The 22,969-nt window shown below is 68.7% G+C and carries 22 protein-coding genes and 1 tRNA gene; 16 read left to right on the top strand and 7 right to left on the bottom strand.

The genetic code is table 11. The features are described 5' to 3' along the window. Nucleotides 1-5: 5 nt before the first annotated feature. The 7 genes from CK951_RS00775 (at nt 6) to purU (ending at nt 6,288) form a co-directional block, all read left to right on the top strand. Nucleotides 6-80 (top strand) — tRNA-Lys (locus CK951_RS00775). A 108-nt stretch (nt 81-188) separates the two neighbouring features. Further along, complete coding sequence (locus CK951_RS00770; protein ID WP_096784365.1) at nt 189-977, top strand: DUF72 domain-containing protein; 789 nt, start codon at nt 189-191, stop codon at nt 975-977. A gap of 153 nt (nt 978-1,130) precedes the next feature. Continuing rightward, nucleotides 1,131-2,138, top strand: a complete 1,008-nt coding sequence (locus tag CK951_RS00765; protein WP_096784364.1) for an ABC transporter substrate-binding protein — start codon at nt 1,131-1,133, stop codon at nt 2,136-2,138. 40 nt (nt 2,139-2,178) lie between these two features. Continuing rightward, entirely contained in the window at nt 2,179-2,964 is a 786-nt protein-coding gene (locus CK951_RS00760) for an ABC transporter ATP-binding protein (RefSeq protein WP_096784363.1), read from the top strand. Then, nucleotides 2,964-3,728, top strand: a complete 765-nt coding sequence (locus tag CK951_RS00755; RefSeq protein ID WP_096784362.1) for an ABC transporter permease — start codon at nt 2,964-2,966, stop codon at nt 3,726-3,728. The genes CK951_RS00760 and CK951_RS00755 overlap by 1 nt, the downstream gene beginning before the upstream one ends. 109 nt (nt 3,729-3,837) lie before the next feature. Continuing rightward, nucleotides 3,838-5,217: a hypotaurine--pyruvate aminotransferase Tpa gene (gene tpa, locus CK951_RS00750; RefSeq protein ID WP_096784361.1), complete on the top strand. Its 1,380-nt coding sequence runs from the start codon at nt 3,838-3,840 to the stop codon at nt 5,215-5,217. A 186-nt stretch (nt 5,218-5,403) separates the two neighbouring features. Beyond that, nucleotides 5,404-6,288 (top strand): formyltetrahydrofolate deformylase, encoded by an 885-nt coding sequence (gene purU, locus CK951_RS00745; RefSeq protein WP_096784360.1) that lies wholly within the window; start codon nt 5,404-5,406, stop codon nt 6,286-6,288. Nucleotides 6,289-6,398: 110 nt separating this feature from the next. Here the strand turns inward: purU and CK951_RS00740 are convergent, their stop codons facing one another. Then, nucleotides 6,399-8,024: an MFS transporter gene (locus tag CK951_RS00740; protein ID WP_096784359.1), complete on the bottom strand. Its 1,626-nt coding sequence runs from the start codon at nt 8,022-8,024 to the stop codon at nt 6,399-6,401. A gap of 160 nt (nt 8,025-8,184) precedes the next feature. Here CK951_RS00740 and CK951_RS00735 point away from each other — a divergent pair, with 160 nt between their 5' ends. After that, nucleotides 8,185-9,219, top strand: a complete 1,035-nt coding sequence (locus CK951_RS00735; RefSeq protein WP_096784358.1) for a DNA topoisomerase IB — start codon at nt 8,185-8,187, stop codon at nt 9,217-9,219. A gap of 274 nt (nt 9,220-9,493) precedes the next feature. Here the strand turns inward: CK951_RS00735 and CK951_RS00730 are convergent, their stop codons facing one another. After that, nucleotides 9,494-9,682 carry a DUF3008 family protein gene (locus tag CK951_RS00730; protein WP_096784357.1) on the bottom strand — a complete coding sequence of 63 codons (189 nt, stop codon included), beginning with the start codon at nt 9,680-9,682 and terminating at the stop codon, nt 9,494-9,496. A gap of 238 nt (nt 9,683-9,920) precedes the next feature. Between CK951_RS00730 and CK951_RS00725 the strand changes: the two genes are divergently transcribed. Then, complete coding sequence (locus tag CK951_RS00725) at nt 9,921-10,442, top strand: DUF4142 domain-containing protein (protein WP_096784356.1); 522 nt, start codon at nt 9,921-9,923, stop codon at nt 10,440-10,442. Between the two features lie 8 nt (nt 10,443-10,450). Here the strand turns inward: CK951_RS00725 and otsA are convergent, their stop codons facing one another. The 3 genes from otsA to CK951_RS00710 all read right to left on the bottom strand — a co-directional run bounded on the left by otsA (nt 10,451) and on the right by CK951_RS00710 (nt 14,384). Next, nucleotides 10,451-11,863, bottom strand: coding sequence for an alpha,alpha-trehalose-phosphate synthase (UDP-forming) (gene otsA / locus CK951_RS00720; protein WP_096784355.1), 1,413 nt, complete (start codon nt 11,861-11,863; stop codon nt 10,451-10,453). Next, a complete protein-coding gene (gene otsB / locus CK951_RS00715) occupies nt 11,860-12,642 on the bottom strand; it encodes a trehalose-phosphatase (RefSeq protein ID WP_096784354.1) in 783 nt (260 codons plus the stop codon). Before otsB ends, otsA begins: the two co-directional genes overlap by 4 nt. 140 nt (nt 12,643-12,782) lie before the next feature. Continuing rightward, nucleotides 12,783-14,384, bottom strand: coding sequence for a M20/M25/M40 family metallo-hydrolase (locus CK951_RS00710; RefSeq protein ID WP_232520651.1), 1,602 nt, complete (start codon nt 14,382-14,384; stop codon nt 12,783-12,785). Nucleotides 14,385-14,582: 198 nt separating this feature from the next. Here CK951_RS00710 and CK951_RS00705 point away from each other — a divergent pair, with 198 nt between their 5' ends. Beyond that, nucleotides 14,583-14,744, top strand: coding sequence for a hypothetical protein (locus CK951_RS00705; RefSeq protein ID WP_096784353.1), 162 nt, complete (start codon nt 14,583-14,585; stop codon nt 14,742-14,744). Nucleotides 14,745-14,997: 253 nt separating this feature from the next. Further along, nucleotides 14,998-16,005: a glycosyltransferase family 2 protein gene (locus tag CK951_RS00700; protein ID WP_096784352.1), complete on the top strand. Its 1,008-nt coding sequence runs from the start codon at nt 14,998-15,000 to the stop codon at nt 16,003-16,005. An 81-nt stretch (nt 16,006-16,086) separates the two neighbouring features. Here CK951_RS00700 and rfbF read toward each other — a convergent pair whose 3' ends face one another. Both rfbF and CK951_RS00690 read right to left on the bottom strand, forming a co-directional pair. After that, on the bottom strand, nt 16,087-16,860 hold the full coding sequence (gene rfbF, locus CK951_RS00695) for a glucose-1-phosphate cytidylyltransferase (RefSeq protein ID WP_096784351.1): 774 nt from the start codon (nt 16,858-16,860) through the stop codon (nt 16,087-16,089). Nucleotides 16,861-16,947: 87 nt separating this feature from the next. Continuing rightward, complete coding sequence (locus tag CK951_RS00690) at nt 16,948-17,865, bottom strand: hypothetical protein (protein ID WP_232520650.1); 918 nt, start codon at nt 17,863-17,865, stop codon at nt 16,948-16,950. A gap of 308 nt (nt 17,866-18,173) precedes the next feature. On the opposite strand from CK951_RS00690, the gene CK951_RS00685 reads away from it, so the two are divergent. The 5 genes from CK951_RS00685 to CK951_RS00665 are packed head-to-tail and all read left to right on the top strand — an operon-like array spanning nt 18,174 to nt 22,955. After that, a complete protein-coding gene (locus CK951_RS00685; RefSeq protein WP_232520649.1) occupies nt 18,174-18,548 on the top strand; it encodes a MaoC/PaaZ C-terminal domain-containing protein in 375 nt (124 codons plus the stop codon). Next, nucleotides 18,545-19,288, top strand: coding sequence for an SDR family NAD(P)-dependent oxidoreductase (locus CK951_RS00680; RefSeq protein WP_096784349.1), 744 nt, complete (start codon nt 18,545-18,547; stop codon nt 19,286-19,288). The genes CK951_RS00685 and CK951_RS00680 overlap by 4 nt, the downstream gene beginning before the upstream one ends. Beyond that, on the top strand, nt 19,269-21,179 hold the full coding sequence (locus CK951_RS00675) for an HAD family hydrolase (protein ID WP_096784348.1): 1,911 nt from the start codon (nt 19,269-19,271) through the stop codon (nt 21,177-21,179). The genes CK951_RS00680 and CK951_RS00675 overlap by 20 nt, the downstream gene beginning before the upstream one ends. A gap of 10 nt (nt 21,180-21,189) precedes the next feature. Beyond that, nucleotides 21,190-21,435 carry an acyl carrier protein gene (locus tag CK951_RS00670; RefSeq protein ID WP_096784347.1) on the top strand — a complete coding sequence of 82 codons (246 nt, stop codon included), beginning with the start codon at nt 21,190-21,192 and terminating at the stop codon, nt 21,433-21,435. Continuing rightward, entirely contained in the window at nt 21,435-22,955 is a 1,521-nt protein-coding gene (locus CK951_RS00665) for an MBOAT family protein (protein WP_096784346.1), read from the top strand. The genes CK951_RS00670 and CK951_RS00665 overlap by 1 nt, the downstream gene beginning before the upstream one ends. Nucleotides 22,956-22,969 lie beyond the last annotated feature (14 nt).

Genomic DNA, 22,969 nt, shown 5'->3' with positions numbered 1-22,969 from the left:
GGTGAGGGCGGGTAGCTCAGTGGTAGAGCAGCTGACTTTTAATCAGCTGGTCGTGGGTTCGATACCCACCCCGCTCACCATTTTCCCTTGAGACGATCAGACGTTGCGGAACCCCGGCCCCATGCTGGGCGTTCGGGGCCTGCACTGCAGGCGGGGCATCCGCCTGCCGACTTTTCGTGGGGGACCAGATGATCCGTGTGGGCGTCGGCGGCTGGGTGTTCGAGCCCTGGCGCGGGACCTTCTATCCCGAGGGCCTGCCGCAGAAGCGCGAACTGGAACATGCCGGCCGGATCTTCACAACCCTCGAGATCAACGGCACCTACTACGGGTCGCAGAAGCCCGAGAGCTTCCGGCGCTGGCATGACGAGGTGCCCGAGGGATTCGTCTTCACCCTGAAGGCGCCACGCTTCGCCACCAACCGCAAGCGGCTGTCCGAGGCCGGTCCGTCCATTACGCGGTTCCTGGACAGTGGCATTCTCGAGTTGAAGGACAAGCTTGGCCCGATCAACTGGCAGTTCCTGCCGACGAAACGGTTCGAGCCCGACGATTTCGCAGCCTTCCTCGCGCTGCTGCCGCCCGAACATGGCGGTCGTCGCCTGCGCCACGCCGTCGAACTGCGCCACGAAAGCTTCCGCGATCCCGCCCTGATCGCCATGACGCGCGAGCGCGGCATCGCCGTCGTCACGGCCGGCGACAGCGAGCATCCGCAGATCGCCGATGCCACCGCCGATTTCGCCTATGTGCGCATCATGGGAACCCGCCCCGAGGAACCCGAAGGCTATCCGGCCGCCGATCTCGACCGCTGGGCGGAACGGGCGCGAGCATTGGCCGGGGGCGACGCGCCGGCGGATCTCGATTGCGTGGCCGCCGGCACACCGCAGGCAACCGGCCCGAGGGACGTGTTCCTGTTCGTCATCTCGGGGCACAAGCCGGCCAACCCCGCTGCGGCGCAGGCGCTTCTCCGCCGGGTGGGATGATGCGCGCTTCCGCCCATTTGGCAGGCAGCCGATCGACATCTGCGGCCATGTTGGGCACACTCGCCCGCAGGCTGTGCCAGGCCCGTCTGCCTGTCTTGCGTGTCCCATCAGGGCGGGCAGTCTCTCACCCACTTCGCCCATGAGGAGAGACCGATGTTCCGCGCCTCCGTTGCCGCCTTCGCCGCGGCCATAACCTTCGCAGCGACGGCCCGGGCCGAAACCGCCATGCCCTTCGCCCTCGACTGGAAGTTCGAAGGGCCCGCAGCCCCCTATTTCGTCGCCATCGACAAGGGCCACTTCGCGGCCGAGGACCTGTCGGTGGAGGTCTCGGAGGGCGCGGGTTCGCTGGACGCGATTCCGAAGGTCGCGACCGGCGCCTTCCCGGTGGGCTTCGCCGACATCAACAGCCTGATGAAGTTCCTCGACCAGAACCCTGGCGCGCCGGTGACGGCGGTGATGATGATCTACGACAAGCCGCCCTTCGCGGTGGTGGGGCGCAAGTCGCAAGGCGTGGCCGCGCCGAAGGATCTGGAGGGTCGGAAGCTTGGCGCGCCGCCGCCGGATGGCGCCTGGGCGCAGTTCCCCATCTTCGCGGCCGAGAACGGCCTCGACATGGGCAAGATCACGGTGGAACCCGTCGGCTTCCCCACGCGCGAGCCGATGCTGGCCGAAGGTCAGGTCGATGCCGTCACGGGCTTCTCGTTCTCGTCCACGCTGAACCTGATCCGGCTGGGCGTGGCCGAGGACGACATCGCGACCCTGCTGATGGCCGACCACGGCGTGGCTCTTTACGGCAATGCGATCATCGTTAACACCGACTTCGCCAAGGCCAATCCCGAGGCGATGACCGGCTTCCTGCGGGCGGTTGCGAAGGGCTGGAAGGACAGCGTGGCTGACCCCGAGGCGGCCATCGCCGCGCTGATCGAGCGCAACCCGGCCGCCGATCCGGCGCTGGAGCAGCGGCGGCTGCAGATGGCGATCGAGGACAACGTGCTGACCGACTGGGTGAAGGCTAACGGCATGGGCAACGTGGATCCGGCACGCATGGCCAAGGCCATCGAGCAGACCCGCTCGGTCTACGAGTTCCAGAATGAGCCGGATGCGAAGCTCTACTTCGATCCCACCTGGCTTCCCACCGATGGCAGCCTGACGTTCGAGTGACCATCAGGCGCCTTCGGGCGCCGCCTGTTCCGGAAAGCCCATGGCCAACCTCATCGAGATCAGGGGCGTCACCCACGCCTACCGCACGCCTGTCGGCCCGCTGCCGGTTCTGGACGACCTTCACATCGCCGTGCCCGAAGGCGAGTTCTGCGCCGTCGTTGGCCCGTCCGGCTGCGGCAAGTCCACGCTGACGCGGCTGGTGGCGGGGCTGATGAAGCCCGACCGCGGCGAGGTCTGGCTGCATGGCGAGCGGGTGACAAGCCCTCGCAAGACGGTGGGGATGGCGTTCCAGAACCCGGTGCTGCTGGAATGGCGCACAATCCTGGAAAACGTCATCCTGCCGCTCGAGATCGTCGCGCCGAAGATGCCGCGGAAGGACCGGACCGACCGCGCGATGGCGCTGCTCGAGATGGTGGGCCTCAAGGGGTTCGAGGGGAAGCGGCCCAGCCAGCTTTCTGGGGGCATGCGCCAGCGCGCCTCGCTCTGCCGTGCCATCGTGCACAAGCCCGACGTGCTGATCATGGACGAGCCCTTCGGGGCGCTCGACAACTTCACGCGCGAGGATCTGTGGCAGACCATGCGCGACCTGCGGGCGGCCGAGCCCTTCACCTGCGTGCTGATCACCCATGACCTGCGCGAGAGCGTGTTCCTCGGCGATCAGGTGATCGTGCTGTCGGGCCGCCCGGCACATACCCAGTTCATCCTGAACGTGGGCCTTCCGGCGGATCGCCGGATCGACGTGCTGTATACGCCCGAGGCGACCGAGATGCTGCACCTGCTGCGCGACCAGATCCGGATCGCCCAAGGCCGGGACGGAGGGCACTGATGGACCTGCTCGGCAAGATCGGCGTGCCGGTGGCCGCCATCCTGATCTTCCTAGGCCTGTGGGAGTTCGTGGTCTGGGCGAACGGCTGGCCGAACTACAAGATGGCCTCGCCCTCGGACCTGCCGCCGGCCTATGCGCGCTACTGGGAGCTTTTCCTGTCGATGGGCTGGCAGACGCTCTGGCGCACGGTCGCGGGGCTGGCGCTGGCGGTGGTGTTCGGCACCTTCCTCGGGATGATCATGGGCTTCTCGCGCATCGCGCGCGACGCGCTCTATCCGCTGCTGGTGGGGTTCAACGCGATCCCGAAGGCGACGCTCGTGCCGGTGATCGCGCTGATCTTCATCGGCCAGCACGACTTCAACACCGTGCTGATGGCCTTCCTGATCTCGTTCTTCCCCATCGCCGTCTCGGTCGGCATCGGACTTTCGACGCTGGAGCCAGAGTATCGCGACATCCTGCGCTCGCTCGGCGCATCGAAGCTTACCATCTTCCGCAAGATTGCCCTGCCGAAGACCCTGCCGGAGTTCTTCGGTGCGCTGAAGGTCTCGGTCACGCTGGCCTTCATCGGGACCAATCTGGTCGAGATCGTCAGCCCCCACGGCCGCGGCCTTGGCGCACTCTTCAAGTCGGGCGAGACGAACGGCGACTACCCGCTGATGTTCGCCGTCCTGATCGCGCTCGCCTTCCTGGGGATCGTCCTCTACTACGCCGTCGTCGTGCTGGAGCGGATCTTCGCGGGCTGGGCCGAGCGTCCGCAACACTGAGCCGTTCACGAAGCGCGAATTGCCCCCGCGACCTGTTGCCTTTCCGACGGATCGGGTCTCAAACTGGACCGAACGGTCAATGAACGAAATCCGACAGGGAGCAACGGCAATGGAAGGCCTGGCACAGACGAACGACCTCAGCGAGGTCATCGAAGCCGACCGCGCGCACATGTGGCACCATCTGAGCCAGCACAAGCAATACGAGACGGTCGATCCGAGGATCATCGTCGAGGGCAAGGGGATGCGGGTCTGGGATGCCACCGGCAAGGAGCATCTGGACGCGGTGTCGGGCGGGGTCTGGACGGTCAACGTGGGCTACGGCCGCGAGTCGATCGCGAATGCCGTCCGTGACCAGCTGATCAAGATGAACTATTTCGCCCATTCCGCAGGCTCGATCCCGGCTTCGAAGTTCTCCAAGCGGCTGATCGAGAAGATGCCGGGCCTGAGCCGGGTCTACTACTCGAACTCTGGCTCCGAGGCGAACGAGAAGGTGTTCAAGATGGTGCGCCAAATCTCGCACCGTCACCACAAGGGCCGCAAGGGCAAGATCCTGTTCCGCGAGCGCGACTACCACGGCACCACGATCACCGCGCTCTCGACTTCGGGCCAGCCGCAGCGGGCCGAGCAGTATGGACCGCTGACCCCGGGCTTCGTGATGGTCCCGCACTGCCTCGAATATCGCAAGCAGTGGGATGTCGAAAACTATGGCGAGCGCGCGGCGGATGCCATCGAAGAGGTGATCCTGCGCGAGGGACCCGACACGATCGGCGCGATCTGCCTTGAACCCGTCACGGCGGGCGGCGGCGTGATCGTGCCCCCCGCGGGCTATTGGGAGCGGGTGCAGGAGATCTGCCGCAAATACGAGATCCTGATCCACATCGACGAGGTGGTCTGCGGTCTCGGCCGGACCGGGACGTGGTTCGGCTACCAGAACTACGGCGTGAAGCCCGATTTCGTTACGATGGCGAAGGGTGTGGCCTCGGGCTATGCCGCGATCTCGTGCACGGTGACGACCGAAGCCGTGTTCGACATGTTCAAGGACAATCCCGACGATCCGCTGAGCTACTTCCGCGACATCTCGACCTTCGGCGGCTGCACTGCCGGGCCGGTGGCGGCGCTGGAAAACATGCGGATCATCGAGGACGAGGGGCTGCTGGACAACACCCTGACGATGGGCGCGCGGGTGATCGAAAACCTGAAGGCGCTGCAGGAGAAGCACGCCGTCATCGGCGACGTGCGCGGCAAGGGCCTGTTCTGCGGGGCGGAACTGGTCGCCGACCGCGCCACGAAAGAGCCGATGGACGAGAAGCGCGTGGCGGCGGTGGTGGCCGACGTGATGGCGCAGGGCGTCATCATCGGCATGACGAACCGCAGCCTGCCGGGCTTCAACAACACGCTCTGCCTCTCGCCCGCGCTGATCGCGACGGCCGACGACATCGACCGGATCACCGATGCCATCGACCGCGCACTGACCCGCGTCTTCGGCTGAGCCAGGATCGGAACGGCGGAAGGGGCCCGTGCCACGCGCGGGCCTCTTTCATTTGCCGCTTTCGTCCCGCTCCCCCGTCCCCTGCGACGCGATGTCAGATTCGCGCATCCGCCTGTCGCTTTGTGATGTGCCCTCGCGTCGCGGGCGCTATAGCCCAGTGCCAAAGAGCAAAATCCGAGGGAGCCCATGCCGCAGTTCGTCCTCACCGTTACCTGCCCGACACGTCGGGGGATCGTCGCAGCCATCGCGAACTTCCTTGCGGACAACGGCTGCAACATCACCGATTCCGCGCAGTTCGACGACATGGAGACCGGCAAGTTCTTCATGCGCGTGGGCTTCCGCTCCGAGACCGGCGCAACGCTCGACCTGCTCGAGACGGCTTTCTCGGCGGTCGCCGACGAGTTCCGGATGGAGTGGCAGATCTTCGACACCGCGAAGAAGATCAAGGTCCTGCTGATGGTGTCGAACTTCGGCCACTGCCTGAACGACCTGCTTTACCGCTGGCGGATCGGGGGCCTTCCAATCGACATCGTGGGCGTGGTCTCGAACCACCTGACCTACCAGAAGCAGGTCGTGAACCATGACATTCCCTTCCACCTGATCAAGGTGACGAAGGAGAACAAGCCCGATGCCGAGGCGCGCCTGATGGCGCTGGTCGAGGAGACGGGGGCGGAACTCGTGGTGCTCGCCCGCTACATGCAGGTGCTGTCGGATGCCTTCTGCGCCAGGATGTCGGGGAAGATCATCAACATCCACCACTCGTTCCTGCCCTCGTTCAAGGGCGCGAACCCCTACAAGCAGGCCTACCAGCGCGGCGTGAAGCTCATCGGCGCCACGGCGCATTACGTCACCGCCGACCTCGACGAAGGCCCGATCATCGAACAGGACACCGTGCGGATCACCCATGCGCAGAGCCCCGAGGATTACGTGAGCCTCGGCCGCGACGTCGAAGCCTCGGTGCTGGCGCGGGCGATCCACGCCCACATCCACCACCGTGTGTTCCTGAACGGCAACAAGACCGTCGTCTTCCCGGCCTCGCCCGGCGCGCACGCCTCCGAGCGCATGGGCTGACGTGTCCGGGCGCCCGCCTCCAGGGTGGGCGCGCGCGCAACAGCCTTCACGCTTTCATGCGGAGAGGCTGAAGCGCCGGAACGCCTGAGCCGCGGCGCCACGGTCGAAGGTCAGGCCAGTTCTTCCGGTTTCAGCGGCAGATCGTCGTGCAGGGGCACGGTCTGCCGCTCGATCATCCGGCGCACGCGGGGCTTTCCCGGCCCCTCGTGCAGCGCCAGCAGCCGGTCGGTCACCTCGGCATCGGCCTTGGTGCGGCGCTCGTGGTGGCGCAGGTAGTCCGCCCAGGTCGCGACGTGATAGCTCTCGGCCCAGATCCCCGGCCGCTCCAGATCCCTCAGCAGCACCCATTGCCGCGCCCCGTCCCGGATGCGGATGCGCCGCCGGTCGGCCATCGCGGCGAGGAACGGCTCGATGTTCGCGGGGGCGATATCGTATTCCACCGTCACCACGATGGGACCCGAGCGCAGGCGCAGGTCGACCGGCAGGTCGGGCTCGACGAAGCGGTTCAGGGGGTCGAGATCCTGCATCCCGAAGGCCGGCAGCGGGATCCGCAGCCCGACCAGTGCGCCGACCAGAAGCACCCCCGCCGCCCATGCCAGCGCCTGCGCGACCCCGCCCGCCTCGGCCGCCTGACCCCAGAGAAGGCTGCCCGCGGCCATGCCGCCGAAGGTCGCCGTCTGATAGAGCGCGAGCGCCCGCCCCACCACCCAGCGCGGCGTCGCAAGCTGCACGCTTACGTTGAACAGCGACAGCGACAGCACCCAGGAGGCGCCGGCCGGCAGCAGCACCAGCCCCGACAGCCAGAGGTCCCGCGACAGGGATAGCGCCACGAGGGCCGCCGCGAAGCCCAGGAAGCCGCCGCGCACGATGGTCTCGTTCCGGAACCGCTCGCGCAGGCGGGCGCCGAGCAGCGCGCCGCCGATGGCGCCAAAGCCGAAGCAGCCCAGCAGGACGCCATAGGTGAAGGCGCCGCCGCCCACCAGGTCGCGGGCCACGATGGGCAGCAGCGCCAGCAGGCTGACCGCGGCAAGCCCGAACAGGAAGCCGCGGAACAGCACCTTCAGCAGCACCGGCGACATCGAGACATAGCGCAGCCCCGCCGCCACGGCCGAGCCCAGCGCCTCGCGCGGGAGGCGCCGCGGCGCGTAGTCGGGCCGCCACAGGAACAGGGCGAGGCACAGCGGGATGTAACTCGCGGCATTGATCGCGAAGGCCGCCGCAGCACCGCCTGCCGCCACGATCAGCCCGCCCAGTGCGGGGCCCACGCTGCGCATCAGGTTGAAGCCCATGCTGTTCAGCGCCACCGCCGAGGGCAGGTCGGCCCTCGGCACGATGTCTCCCACCGAAGCCTGCCACGACGGGTTGTGCAGGGCGACGCCCACGCCGATCAGGAAGGTGAAGGTGAGCAGCAACCACGGCGTCAGCAGCCCGGCGAAAGCCGCCAGTGCCAGCCCCGCCGAGGCGGCGAGCATGAAAACCTGCGCCGTCAGCATGATCCGCCGCCGGTTCAGGCTGTCGGCCAGCGCGCCGGAGGGCAGCGAGAACAGCATGATCGGCAGCGTGGTCGAGGCCTGCACCAGCGCCACCATGCCCGGCGAATGCGTGAGTTCGGTCATCATCCAGCCGGCACCCACCGCCTGCACCAGCCCGCCGAAGTTCGACACGATGCTGGCAAGCCACAGGCTGCGGTAGGTCGGCAGCCGGAACGGGGCAAGGGCAGAGGGGCGCTCGGGCACGCGGAAACCTTCTTTCAGGCCGTCCTGTCGGGGATAGGTCGCGAGGGTGCGGCGCGCAAGGCCGGTCCGCCTGCAACGCCGGGAACCCGCCCGCGTTCCGCCGGTTGAGCGCGACGCCGGACGCAGGGTCCGCGAAGCGCCGAAGCCGGGAGATCGCAGGGTGAAGGACGATCAGGTTCTCATCGAATTGCCGGACGGCGGCGAGGCGCTGGTGCCGCGCGGCCTCGTCTACATCTCGGACAGCGAGCCGGGAATAAGCCGCCGCCGCTGCGGCAAGGGCTTCGTCTACCGCGGACCCGACGGCCGGCTTCTGAGCCGCGAGGAACGGCAGCGGGTGCAGAAGCTGGGCATCCCGCCAGCCTACCAGCGGGTGTGGATCTGCCCGCTCGACAACGGCCATCTTCAGGCCACCGGCTTCGACGCGCGCGGGCGCAAGCAGTATCGCTATCACCCGGACTGGGGCACCTGGCGGGCGCAGGCGAAATATGCGCTGCTGCCGGCCTTCGGTCGCGCGCTGCCGCGGCTGCGCCGCCGGGTGGCGCGCGACCTGCGCGCCGAGGCGGGCGAGCTTGCCTTCTCGCTCGCCGCCCTCACCATGCTGATCGATCGGACCTACCTGCGCGTCGGCACCTCGACCTATGCCGAGGAGAACGGCTCCTACGGGGCCACGACGCTGCTTGCCAGGCACGTGAAGCTGCGCGACGGCGAGGTGCGGCTCGACTTCCGCGCCAAGGGCGGCAAGCGGGTGCGGCAGGTGCTGAAGGACCGCCGGCTGCACCGCATCCTGCAGGAGATCGAGGATCTGCCGGGCCGCAACCTCTTCACCTGGATCGACGACGAGGGGCAGGTGCGCCGCGTGGCCTCGCAGCATGTCAACGACTACCTTGCCGACGCGACCGGCCTGCCCGGCGCCAGCGCCAAGACCTTCCGGACCTGGGGCGGGTCGCTCGCGGCCTTCGGCGTGGCGCGGGCGGTCGAGGGCAAGCTGACCGTGAAGATGATGGCCGAGGCCGCGGCGGAGCGGCTGCACAACACGCCGACGATCAGCCGAACCTCGTACATCCACCCGCGCATCCTGGGCCTCGCGGACCTCAGGCCCGACGACCGGATGGCGCTGCTGGCCGATGCCCCCTGCGCCGACGATCCGGAGTTGCGCAGCGACGAACGCAGGATGCTGGGGTATCTGGAGCAATAGGCGGCGCTTCGCCCCGTCCTGCCTTGCCAGGACGCCGGACACGCTCCGGACCGGGATCTGGACCCGGCAGGTCAGAACGCCCGCGGCGCCCCGTGCCGAGGATCGACGTTCTCGCAAGCGAACCGGCAAGGGCCATTCAGGGCGAGGCCACGCCACTCGTAAGGCGTGCCTTGCGTCCTGAACGGAGCACCCACCCACACCCCCTGGGAACGGAACAGGACAAAGGCGCCGCGCCGGGGAGCGACGGCGCGGCGCGGGCACTCGACCGGGCGGATCAACCGGCGGACTTGTGGTCCGGCTTCCCCTTCCTCGGGGTCGAGGCCAGTTCCTCGAGCTGCCTTTCGGACATGGATTGCTCCATGCTCTTCGAGGCACCCTTCAACTCGCTCTTCTTCGTATCGCCGCGCTTGGCCGACAGGGCGGCACCGGCAGCCTTCTGCTGCGCTTTCGACTTCGCTGGCATTCGTGATCTCCTGGGCCTTTGCGGATGTCTCGGCGGTGCGACGGGCGGGGGCTCGGTTCGTCCGTCCTGCGTCGCGCGCCGTGGCTGGCGGCTGGCTTCGGCGCGAGGGCCGCGGGACGGGGGCGCAACATCGGCGCGCAGGCTTTGTTCCAGGGGCCGGCGGGCACCCGCCGGGCTGGCGGCCGGAACCCGTCCCGGACGGCGGCGGTTGACACCGAAGACAGTCCGGAGCCTGACGATGAAAGTTCTTCAGTTCGCCCTTGCGGCCAGCCTCCTTGCGACGCCTGTGGTGCTGTCGCAGACCGCGCCGACCGCGCCCCCGCCGCTGGTGGTGATCGACGACGCGCAGGTCTTCGCCGACATGGCCGTCTCATCCGCGCTCTACGGCGTGGCCGCAAGCGAGACCGCGCTGGAGCGCACGCAGGACGACACCGTGCGTGCCTTCGCCGAGAAGGTCCTAGCCGAGCGCCGCCACGCCGCCGAGCGGCTGATGGCCGCCGCGAAATCCGATTCGCTTGCGGTGGGCGAGCGCATGTCGCCCCGGCATGCGGCCGAGGCCGAGACGCTTCGCAGCGCCGAGGCGGGCATGTTCGATGCGCTCTACCTCGCCGGCCAGCGCCGCGCCATCGAGGAGGAAGTGACGCTCTACCAGGGCTTTGCCACCGCCGGACAGGCCGGCGCACTGCGCGACGCCGCGGGAGAGTTGCTGCCCGACATCATGGCCGGGCAGGAGGAGGCGCGGGCGCTCTCCTCGCCCTGAGGCAGCCCTCAGGCGGTGCGTGCCGCCGCCGCCCGGCTGTCCACCGGGGCCGCGTTCAGCGCATCGAGGAAGCTGCGGCACCAGTAGAGGACGTCGTGCTCCTGCAGATGGGTCATCATCCGGCGCCAGCGGGTCAGGCGCTCGTCGAGCGGCATGGTCAGCGCGCGACCGATGGCATTCGCCGTCTGCTCGGTGTCATAGGGGTTGATCAGGATGGCCCCGTCCAGTTCGCGCGCGGCGCCGGCGAAGCGCGACAGCACCAGAACGCCCGGGTCCGCGGGATCCTGCGAGGCGACATATTCCTTGGCGACGAGGTTCATCCCGTCGCGCAGGGGCGTCACCAGCCCCACCTTCGCGAGCCGGTAGAGGCCCGCCAGCACCGGGCGAGTCAGCGACTGGTTCACGTAGCGGATCGGCACCCACTCGATGGTGCCATGCGCGCCATTCACCCGGCCGCAATGCGCCTCGACCTGACCCTGCATGTCGAGATACTCGGGCACGTCCGAGCGCGAATGCGGTGCGACCTGCAGAAGCGTGACCTTGCCCGCCTGGTCGGGATTCCGGGTCAGGTAGCGTTCGAAGGCGTCGATCCGCGCCGCGATGCCCTTGGAATAGTCGAGACGGTCGACGCCGATGATCAGCGAACTGCCGTGCAGGCTCTGCTGCATGTCCGGCACGAGGTCGAGACGCTCGGTCCGCGCTGCCAGCCGCGCGAAATCGTCGGTCTCGATGCCGATGGGGAAGGCGGCCGCCGCCACATCCTTGTCGAAGGCCCTGAGCCAGCCATCGCCGCACCAGTCGCCCCAGTTCTCGCGGCGCAGGCAGCCGACGAAGTTGTCCAGATCGTAGTCGGTCTGGAACCCCACGAGGTCATAGGCGGCAAGGCCGCGCATGATGATCTCATAGACCGGCAGCGCGGTCAGGATGTCGGCCGGCGGCCAGGGAATATGCAGGAAGAAGCCGATCCGGTTGCGCACGCCGCGCTTGCGCAGCTCCTGCGCCAGCGGGATCAGGTGATAGTCGTGCACCCAGATCAGGTCGTCCGGCTCCAGCATCGGCACCAGCCGGTCGGCGAACAGGCGGTTGACGCGGAAATAACCCGCCATCTCCTGCCGGGCGTATTCCGCAAGGTCCAGCCGGCAGTGGAAGATCGGCCAGAGCACGCGGTTGGCGAAGCCGTTGTAATATTCGTCGATGTCGGCCTTGGAGAGATCGGTGAGCACGTAGCGGATCGGATCCTGGTCGATGGTGGTCAGCTCCGTCGGCTCGTCCTCGCCGGAAGTCCGGCCGGACCATCCCATCCAGATCCCGCCGTTCTTCCTCAGCGCGGCATGGACGGCCACGGCAAGGCCGCCGGGCGGAGGGTTGCCGCTTTCGTCGGGCAGCGGCACGCGGTTCGAGACGACGACAAGGCGGCTCATGCGGCCAGCTCCGCCACGAGGGCGCGCAACGCCTGGGGCGAGGACAGGCGGCGCCTCGCGACGGTGGGCGCCTCGGTCTCGCAGATCCGGACCGAGGCGCCGCCCCGGTCGTTCGCCACCCGGAACATCTCCTCGTCGGTCACGTCGTCGCCCACGGCAAGCGGCTTGCGGCCGGCGAACGGCGGCTCGGCCAGAAAGGCCTCGACCGCCGTTCCCTTGGAGGCCGAGGCGGGGCGCAGTTCCACCACCATCTTGCCGTGCTGCAGCGCCCAGCCCTTGCCCATCACCTTCAGCGCCATGTCCATCATCGCCCGCACGTCGGGCTCGCGCTCGGGCGCCTGCCGGTAGTGCAGCGCGACCGCCGCCACCTTGTCCTCGAGCAGCACCCCCGGCATCCGGGCGGTCCGTCGGCCGAGATCCTTGCGCAGGGCATTGAGCGCGGGCGTCAGCGCCGCGCGGTCCAGCTCTCCCGAGGCGCGGCGGCGCTCCACGCCGTGCAGGCCGGCGGCCGGAAAGAGATGGGGGCCGAAGTTGGCATCGATCCAGTCCACCCGCCGTCCGGTCACGAGGGCGAGCGCGCCGCCGAGCCGCTCGGCCAGCGACAGCAGGTGCCGGGGCAGGCCCGGCTCGATCCGCACGTCATGGGGCTGCGCGGCGATGTCCACCAGCGTCCCGTCGATGTCGAGAAACAGCGCCCAGTCCCCGGGCGAATCACGCAGGGCCGAGCGGAGAAAGCGGGCGCCGTCATCGGTTTCGGACTGCAGGACGGGATGATGCATGAAGCCTCCGGCGACAATACTGACCCGGGTCAACGCGCGCGGACGCCGTTTGGTTCACCGCAGGGCATCCGCGGCACGGCGGCCGCGCGCAATCCCCCCGGACACCGCGCCCACGGGTCCCGGCTCCGGCCCGCCCCGGTTCAGCCCAGCGCCTCGCGCACAAGTCGCAGAAGGAAGGCGGGCAGCACGCCGAAGGCATAGGTCGCGTGAACGCGCTCCAGCGGCGTGTGGAAGGCACGCCCCCACGGGCCCGCATTCACCGCGGGCAGGCCCGCCACGGTGCCCTCCCAGTCCATGCCGCGCCAGGCGGGTGTGTTCGCCGCGATCTCCGGCACGTCCGAGGCGCTGCCCTCGCCAAGGAAGGACAGGTCCGAGATGCCGGGAAAGAACGCCAGCGTGCCGATCCTTGTGCCATGGCTGTCCGCAATGGCCGCGCGCGCCCGGTCGATCGCCGCTTCCAGCCGGCGCGCGCGCTCTCCGCGGCCCAGCCGGACGGGAAGGTAGGGCAGCGAGCCGAACCCCAGCAGCACCGCCGGACCCTGCCGGCCCGACAGCCGCCACGCCTCCTCGGCCAGACGGCGGTTCTGGTCGGGCAGGGACAGGCCTTGCCCGGCCAGTTCGCGGCCAAGATCGTCCAGCCGCGCTCGCGCTTCGGCAGGCAGGCTGGCCGCAAGCTCTGCCTGCAGGGCCACCGGCACGGCGGGCACTGCGCGACACTCGCCCGTCACCGCCGCCTGCCGTGCGCCCAGGGTGCGCGCCAGATCCCCGACCGCCTCCCGCACGATGGCGCGGAACGCGGCCATCGTATCGGCCGCGCCCCGGCCCTGCGACAGGACGTTCCAGGTCGCGAAGACCGTGCCGGGAGTGGTCACGTCATAGCGCTCCTTGCCGTCGCGCAGGCTGAGAAGCACCGGCGGAATGCCGGCCGCACCCTCCTGGCCATCCGCAAGCTCGGTCGCCCATTCGGCCCGCGTCACGATGGCCGCCGCAAGCGCGCCGGCGTTCAACCCCTCGTAGGGGTGGCTCGCATGGGCCGGAACCCCCACGACCAGCGCCGTGACCAGAAGCTTTCCGACGCTGCCCAGCGCGACGGTGCGGCCGTGGCTGCCGTCGCCCTCGTCCGACACGCAGTCGAGGTTGACGGCGCCGATGACGGACAGGTCCTTTTCGGCCTCGATCCGTGGCAGTGCCGCCGCCAGCGCCCGCGCGCCGACCGAGGTTACCTCCTCGTCCGGGACGGCGACGAACAGGAGGTTCCCGCGCCGGCCGGGCAGCGCAGCCCAGGCCTCGAGCGTTGCCAGCGCCGCGGCAAGCCCCGCCTTCATGTCGAGCAGGCCGCGGCCCGGCAGGAAATCCCCCGATTCGAGATCCGCCTTCGCCAGCCGCTCGGCGGTGGTCGCAGGTTCGGCGAGCCGGCGCAGAAGCGCGCCGCGCAGTGCCTCGGGTTCCGTCGCGACCGGCTGGAGATCGCCGTAATCCTCGTCGGTCACCGTGTCGTAATGCCCGGTCAGCAGCAGCGTCTCGGGCCCCTCGCCGCGCAGCAGCACCGCGCAGCAGCTTCGCCCGAGGGCGTCGCCGCAGGGCACCGACCAGATCTCGGCCGCGGCCAGCGAGGGCGTTGCGGCGACGCGCTCCGCCAGAAGCCCCGCCAGCGCCACCTCGCCCTCGGTGCCGGTCACCGAGCGCTGCCGCGTCAGCCAGAGCGCCCAGTCCCGGGCGCGGTCGCTCATGGGATCGGTCATGGTCTTCCTCGCTTCTCTTCCGGGGTTGGCGCCCAGTGCTATTCCCACCGCAGCCGGGGCGGAACCACCCTCGTGAAAGCGTGAGAGGGGGCGGCGTGATGTCGCCCATGGCCGCTGCGGCCGCCGCGCGGCTTGACGCAGGACGTGGGCGGCGGCAACGGTGATCACTGGCCCAGCCCTGCATGTAAGGAGGCACACTTGCCCGAAGTCTCTGAATTAGCCTTTCGCCTGATGATCGCCGCCGTCATCTTCGTCGGCGTGGGCATCATGTTCGCCTTTGCCGGCGGTCACTGGTTCGTCGGCCTCGTGGTCGGCGGCCTTGTCGCGGCGCTGTTCGCGGCGACCCCGAACAACGACTGACCGCCGAGCGCGCCGGCCCGGCCCTCTGGCCCCGGCGCCCGCATCTCCGACCGGCTGCGTCCGCGCGGCCGGTCGGCTCATTCCGGCCACCGCCCCTCCGCGCCGCTGCCGCAATGAAAGCGTTGTCTCTCCCGAAGCCCTGCGTCTAACATGCCGCCTGCGGCCCGACGCCGTGGGGCCGATCCTTGGCGGCCGCGGCGGTCGGTGCCTCGACCGCTTTGCACGACCCTTTTGACGCCAGGATCTTTGCACCATGAACATTGCCGTCATCATTCCCTTCTACCAGAGGGAGCGCGGGATCCTGTCCCGAGCCCTCGACTCGGTGGAGGGGCAAGACCTTCCGGCCGGCATGTCGCTCACCATCTTCATCGTGGATGACGCCTCGCCCGTTCCGGCCAGCGTCGAACTGGCTGGGCGCGACAGCCGCGTCGAGATCCGGCTGATCGAACAGGCCAACGGCGGCCCGGGGGCCGCGCGCAATGCCGGGCTGGACGCGGTGGCGAAGGGCGCGTTCCATTACGTCGCCTTCCTCGACTCCGACGACATCTGGGCGCCGAGCCATCTGCGCGATGCGCTGGCGCTGCTGGAAAGGGGCTACGACTTCCATTTCTGCGACCACCAGCGCACCGATGACGACATCACCTACTTCCAGCGCACGGCGACCCTGCGCAGGCTGCGCGACGAGCGTCATGCCGGGGTGACCGTCATTGACGCCGATGTTCCGATCCTCGCCTTCGACCAGAAGACGATCATGGCCGCCTCGGTCGAGACCTACCTGAGCCAGACCTCGACGATCGTCATCCGCCAGCGCTTCGTTCAGGACCTGCGGTTCGACGTGACCCTTCGGAACGCGGGCGAGGACCAGCTTTACTGGCTGTCGCTCATCGCGGCGGGCGCACGCACGGTGGTGTCGTGGAAGATGAACGTCCACTGCGGCCGCGGCGTGAACGTCTATTTCGACGCCTTCGACTGGACCTCGACCAAGGTGGTGGACCGCACCGGCTACATGCTGATGTTCTTCCACACCCTGGCCCGGCGGCTGTCGCTGTCGCCATCGGATCGCGAGACGGTCTCGCAGCGCGTCACGCGCTACCGGAGGGCCTACAGCTACCTCTTCCTGCGCGCGCTGCTTCAGGGGCGCATCCCCACGCTGTCGCTGATGTGGAAGCTGGCGGCGCTCGACCCCGGGCTGATCCCGGCGATGCCGCTGCGTTTCCTCGCGGTATTGCCAAGGCGCAAGGCGGAAAGCCTCGACTGGTAGGGACCGGAGGGGCAGGTCGCGCGCCGGGGCATCCGGTTGCATGCTGCCGCAGGCGGAGAGGCCCGCGGCAGCGCCGGCCTGTCAGTCCCAGATCTTCCAGGGCGCCTTGCCGCTGTCCCACATGCCCTGAAGCAGGGTCTTGTCGCGCAGCGTGTCCATGTTCTGCCAGAAGCCCTCGTGCCGGTAAACCGCCAGCTGGCCATCGTTGACAAGGCCGGTCAGCGGGCCTTCCTCCCAGACCGACGAGTCGCCCTCGATGTAGTCGAAGACGGTGGGCTCCATCACGAAGAAGCCGCCGTTGATGGTCTGGCCGTCAAGGATGCTTTTCTCGCGGATGTGGTTGACGCGGGTGCCGTTGGACAGGTCGAGCGCGCCGAAGCGGCCCGGCAGGCGCACGGCCGTCACGGTGCCGATGGTGCCCTGCTCGCGGTGGAACTCGATCAGCTTGCCGATGTCGATGTTCGAAACGCCATCGCCATAGGTCAGGCAGAAGGCCTCGTCGCCGATGTGTTCGCGGATCCGCTTGATCCGGCCGCCCGTCATGGTCTCAAGTCCGGTATCGACCAGCGTCACGCGCCACGGTTCGGCCACCGGCCGGTGCAGTTCCAGCGAGTTCGAGCGCACGTCGATCGTGAAGTCGCTGTTGCGGTGGAAGTATGTCAGGAAATAATCCTTGATCATGTGCCCCTTGTAGCCACAGCACACGACGAAATCGGTGATGCCGTGCGCGGCGTAGATCTTCATGATGTGCCAGAGGATGGGTCGGCCCCCGATTTCCACGAGGGGCTTGGGCACCACGCCCGTCTCCTCGCTCAGACGCGTCCCGTAACCACCCGCCAGCAAAACGGCCTTCATGCAAATGCTCCTGTCAAATCTTCGTCGGTCAATATCCACCCGGAGGACTCGTATCGGGTCCGGGCACCCGATTCGGCAAATGTGACGTCAGAGTAGCGTCTCGGCCACCTCGCGGGAAAGCCGTTTTGCGGCAGGCCACTGCATGTGGAACGCATCCCAGAAGTCGGAATTGCCGTAAGTCTTATCGTGGGAGTAATCCAGCACGCGGATGCCGTGGGTGCGGGCGAACCGGGCGGCATCGTCCATGGCCCGGACCGTGCGCGGATAGAGACCGGAATAGCGCGGCGCCACGGGCGTCAGCACCAGCGTGAAGTCGATTCCGCGCGCGGCAAGCTCGGCTTCCAGCTGGTCGAGCGCCTCGAGGCAGGCCGGCTCCAGTGGCAGCTCCTCGTAGCGCAGTTCGTCGTTGGCGTCGGTCGGCCGGGTCGAGGGCGTCGTGCCGTGTTCGTCCATCCAGTAGCCGAAGCCGTCGAAGGGCACCTGTTGCTGCTCGCGGCGGCGGGCCTGCATCGCATAGCGCAGCGGCGCGAAATACCGCATGTAGAAATAGGCGACCGGCCGGTCACCGCGGACATAGGCCCTGGCATCGTCGAGATCCATGATCGAGCCGTCGCCCGTGCAGCCGGAAAAGTCCGGCAGCGCGCTCAGCATCACCACATGCGAGATCCCGGGATAGAGATCGAGGTAGAACCGCGTCAGCGTGCGGGTCTCGTGAATCCGCAGATAGGCCGTTCCGCCGTTCACGAAATGACCTCCGCGCGCGTCGAAGGGCGCACCGTCCAGGTGCTTCCAGGTGATCGAGGAGCCGACCGCCAGAACATCCACCGGCTCGTCGCCGCGCTGGCGCAGGTAGCGAAGCTTCTCGTCGGTGGCGATGCTTCCCGAGATCGCGGGCGGGGGCATCCTGTCCCTCCAGAGCGATTCGGCGGCGGTGAAGGATGCGGCGATGACGCCCCCCGTCAGCACGAGGCCAAGGGCCACGGACAGAATGTAGCGATTGATCACGAATGGCCTCCGACTACATCTCGCGACCGGCCAGGGGAAAGGCCCACCGGTTCGGGCACCGGCGCCGGGTCGCGCAAGGAGGATAGGCCGATCGGCACAAGGAGCGAGCCTTTTTTTCCAGCCGATCCCGCGAATTTTTCGGTCAGGAACCTTCGGCCCGACAGATTGTTGTTGACGCGAATCCGCAGGCTGCCGGATCCTCGGGCACCGACAGTTTAGGTGGTTCAGGCGCCGTGCCCGGCGACTTCCGGTGCGGAGCCGCATTTGAATTGAGGGCGCATATTTTGAGCGTTTCATTTGACTTTTCCGTGACGCCATCCCGCATGGAGGCGTTCCGAAGCCTGAGCGGGGATGACAATCCCATCCACTTCGACCCGGACTATGCACGGCTCCGCGGCTTTGCCGGGCCGATCGTCTATGGCGGCCTGTTGGTGGCCGAGATCTCGCGCCTGCTCGGCACCATGATGCCGGGGCACGGCTGCGTCTGGCAGTCGCTCACGCTGAGGTTCCGCAAGCCCCTGTTCGTGGGTCATGCCGCCCGACTGGAGGCTTCGGTGAAGCACGAGACGCCGCACCTCGGGATCACCCTCGTGACCTTCGTCATCCGCAGCGGCGAGGCGCGGATCGCCGAAGGCGAGGCGATGGCCCTGTTGCCTCCTCCCCGAACCGGGGCGGCTGCGTGACGGCGCTGCTCGTCACCGGCGGCAGCGGCGCCATCGGGGGCGCGCTCTGCCGCGCGGCGGCGGCGTCGCGGCCGGTCTGGATCGGCTTCGATCGCAATGCCGCGCAAGCCGCGGCGCTGGCCGAGGCGATTGCCGCCGGCGGAGGGCGCGCCCGGACGATCCACCTTCCGCTGCACGACCCGGCGACGCTTCAGGCCTCCCTCGCCGGCATTCCCGTGGCCGAGGCGCCCTCGGCGCTCGCGCTCTGCGGCTGGCCCGCACCTCTCGTCGCGCCCCTGTCGCGGCAGGCCGAGGACATGGACCGGCAGTCGGCTGCTCTGGCCGGATGTCTGGCGCTGCTCTCGGCGGTCTGGCGGATGTGGTGGCGCAAGGCGGGCGGGGGCCATGCGCTTGCGGTGCTGACGGCCGCGCTGGGGCCGCCGGCCGCGCCGCACATGGCGGCCTATGTGGCGCAGAAGGGCGCGCTGAAAAGCCTGCTGGATGCGGCAGCAGTGGAACTCGGACCGGCCGGATTGCGCATCAGCACCGTCTCGCCCGGCTATGTCGAGACACCCATGCTGGCGGCCTTCGACCCCCGGCTGCTCGACCGCGCGCGCACCGCGGCGGGGGGCGCCTTCCTTTCGCCGGATCGGGTGGCGCAAACCCTGCTTGGCGCGCTGCAGGCGCCCCCCGCGGCCGGCCGCGTTCAGGACCTTTCCCTTTCGGACGAGGTGGAGTGCGATGAAACGAACCCCGCTTGAGCTTGACTGGCTGCCGCCGCACGCCGACTTCGAGGGCGCCCTGAGCCACGCCCGGATCCTTTCGGAGACCGGGGCAGCGGGCTGGCACGCGCTTCGGGCGCTGTCCGGGCACCGGCTGGACTTCCTGCAGACCACGCGGATCGACCGCCTCCTGCGCCAGACCCCACCCCCGCCCGAGGTGCCGCGCCTTCGCCTTGCGCTGCTGGGCTCCTTCACGCTGGAGCATCTGGTGCCGGGCCTGCGCGTCGGCGCCCTGCGGCGCGGGCTGGCGCTGGAGGTTCACGTTCCGCCCTACGGCCAGTGGCGGCAGGAGATCCTGACCCCCGGCTCCGGCCTCGCGGCCTTCGCGCCCGAGGCCGTGCTGATCTGCTCGGCCGAAAGCGACCTTGTGCCGAGCCTGCCGCTGACCACGCCCGAGGCCGAGGTGGAGGCCGCGCTCGATGCGGCCATCGCCGACCTCGTGCAGGCGTGGCGACGGCTGCGCGCGACCGGGACGGCTGTGATCCAGCAACTGCCGATCCGCGCGGCGGCCCCGCTGTTTGGCCATTTTGACCGGCTGGTGCCCGCCTCGCCCGGCGCAATGGCGGCCGAGATCGAGCATCGGCTGATCCGCGCCGCGCGGGCCGAAGGCGTGCTGATCCTCGATCCCATGGCGGCCGCCCGCGCCGAGGGGATTGACGCCCTGCAGGACCGGCTGATGTGGCTCCATGCAAAGCAGCACGTCAGCCCCGCTGCCGGCCCGTGGTTCGGCGATCAGGCCGCGCGCATCCTTGCCGGCCTGCGCGGGTTGACGCGGAAGGTGCTGGTGCTCGATCTCGACAACACGCTCTGGGGCGGGGTGATCGGCGACGACGGGCTGGACGGCATCGTGATCGGCGAGGGGTCGGCCCGGGGCGAGGCCTTCAAGGCGTTCCAGCTTTACTGCAAGGCCCTGCGCGAGCGCGGCGTCCTGCTTGCGGTCAGTTCGAAGAACGACCCCGCCCGCGCCGAGGCCGCCTTCGACCACCCCGAGATGGTGCTGCGCCGGGCGGACTTCGCCGCCTTCGTCGCGAACTGGACCGACAAGGGGCAGGGCCTGCAACGCATCGCGCAGGAGTTGAACCTCGGCCTCGATGCGCTGGTGTTCTTCGACGACAACCCGGCCGAGCGCGCCCTGCTGCGCGAGCAGTTCCCCGAGGTTGCGGTGCCCGAGGTTCCGGAACAGCCCGAGGACTACGTCCGCTGCCTCGCCGCGAGCGGGCTGTTCGAGACTGTCGCCCATACCGCCGACGATGCGAGGCGCGCCGAACAGTACGCCGCGAACGCCGAACGCCGCCGGCTGGAAATCGTCGCCCCGGATATGGACAGCTTCCTCGCCGGGCTCGACATGGAAATGCGGATCGGGCCCGTGGAACGGGTGGATCTGGTCCGGGTGACCCAGCTGATCAACAAGACCAACCAGTTCAACCTGACCACCCGCCGATATACCGAGGCCGAGGTCGAGGCGATGATCGCCGATCCCGACATCCTGACCTTCTGCGTCCGGCTGACGGACCGCTTCGGCGACAACGGCATCGTCTGCGTCGTGCTGGGCCGCCTCCGGCCCGATGGCGAAGGTGGGCGCCTGCTGGAGGTCGATACCTGGCTGATGAGCTGCCGCGTCCTTGGCCGGCGGGTGGAGGAAGCCGTGGCCGCGGTCATCGCCGGCGCCGCCCGCGACGCCGGGGCCTCGACCGTCGTGGGCTGCTACCGGCCGACGCCGAAGAACGGCATGGTGGCCGATCTCTTCCCCCGGCTCGGGTTCCATCCCGCCGGCGGTGACGGCCATTCGGCGCTCTGGCGGCTAGACCTTGCGGCGCCGCCGCCACCGCCGCCGCATATCCGACTGTCCGTGAACCCTGTCCGGCAATGAGGGAGCCCGCATGACCGAGCCCGAGATCTTCGACGGCCTCACGGCCATCCTGCGTCAGGTCTTCGACGACCCCGGTATCGTGGCGACGCCCGACCTGTCGGCGCGGGACGTGGCCGAATGGGACAGCTTCAACCACATCAACATCGTCGTGGCGGCCGAGATGCGCTTCGGCGTCTCGTTCAAGTCCTCCGAGCTGGAGGAGTTGCGCAACGTCGGCGACTTCGCCGCCCTCATCCAGGCGAAGACGCTTCCCTGATGCTGTTCCACAGCCCCGAGTTCCTGTTCGCCTTTCTGCCGCTGACCCTGGCGGGTTACTTCCTGCTGGGGCGGCTGCCGAGCAAGCTCTGGGCGCTGGCCTGGCTTACGGCGGCCTCGCTCTTCTTCTACGCCTGGTGGAACGTCGCCTTCCTGCCGATGCTGCTGATCTCGCTGGGGCTGAACTATACCCTCGGGCTGCTGCTGGTGAACCGGCCGCGACGCTGGCTGCTGCTTTCGGGGATCGCGCTGAACCTCGGCGCGATCGGCTACTTCAAGTATGCGGGCTTCCTCGTCGAGGTGATGAACGCGCTGACGGCGGCGGCGGTGGCGGTGCCGCACATCCTGCTGCCGCTCGCCATCTCGTTCTACACCTTCCAGCAGATCGCCTATCTGGTGGACTGCCACGAGGGGCGGATCGGCCGGCCGAACCCGATCCGCTACGCGATGTTCATCACCTTCTTCCCGCAGCTGATCGCCGGGCCGATCGTGCACTACCGCGAGGTCGTTCCCCAGATCGAGCGCGACGAGACCTTCCGCATCGACCAGGCGAAGCTGGTTCTGGGCTTCACCATCTTCTGCCTCGGCCTGTTCAAGAAGATCGGCCTGGCGGATACGCTGGCTCCGCTGGCACAGCCGCTGTGGGATCTGGCCGCGGACGGACAGGCGGCCTATCTGGCCTATGCCTGGCGGGGCGCGGTTGCCTTTGCGCTGCAGCTTTACTTCGACTTCTCGGGCTATTCCGACATGGCCATCGGGCTGGGCCTGATGTTCGGCATCCTGCTGCCGTTCAATTTCGACTCGCCCCTGAAGGCCGGCAATATCATCGAGTTCTGGTCGCGCTGGCACATGACGCTGACGCGCTTCCTGACCTCGTATCTCTACAATCCGATCACCAAGGGGCTGATGCGCCGCCGGATGGAGGCGGGGAAGCCGATCTGGAACCCGCGCAAGCCGCGGGCGGTGCCGTTCCTCGTGATGCTGGCCTTTCCGACGCTGGTCACCATGGGACTGGCCGGGGTCTGGCATGGCGCGGGCTGGCAGTTCATCATCTTCGGCCTGATGCACGGGCTGATGCTGGTCGCGAACCACGCCTGGCGCGCCACGCGCGCCGGGCGGGCAGACCTGCCGCCCATTGTGCGCGGGGCGCTGGTGCCGGTAAACGTGCTGCTGACCTTCCTGGCCGTGACCGTGAGCCTCGTGTTCTTCAAGTCTCCCAGCCTGACCGAGGCGATGCTGGTGGTGCAGGGCCTGTTCGGCATGGGCGAGCACGGCCTGTATCTCTACTCGGGCGATACGGCGGTGGTGCTCCTTGGCCTGATCATCGTCTGGGCGTTGCCGAACACGCAGGAATGGATGGGGCTGAAGCCGGCTCCGGCGCGGGCAGCGCCCCCGCCCGCCGGCCGGCTCCGGTGGCAGCCGTCACCGCTGCACGGCCTGTTCGTCGGCGCGGTCCTCTGCGTCACGCTGCTGCGCATCTTCGGCAGCCCGCCGGCCGAGTTCCTCTACTTTGCATTCTGAGGCCCCGGCCGCCG

The organism is Rhodobacter sp. CZR27 (assembly GCF_002407205.1).
Classification (GTDB): Bacteria; Pseudomonadota; Alphaproteobacteria; order Rhodobacterales; family Rhodobacteraceae; genus Cereibacter_A.
This window is presented reverse-complemented; position numbering and strand designations above follow the sequence as displayed.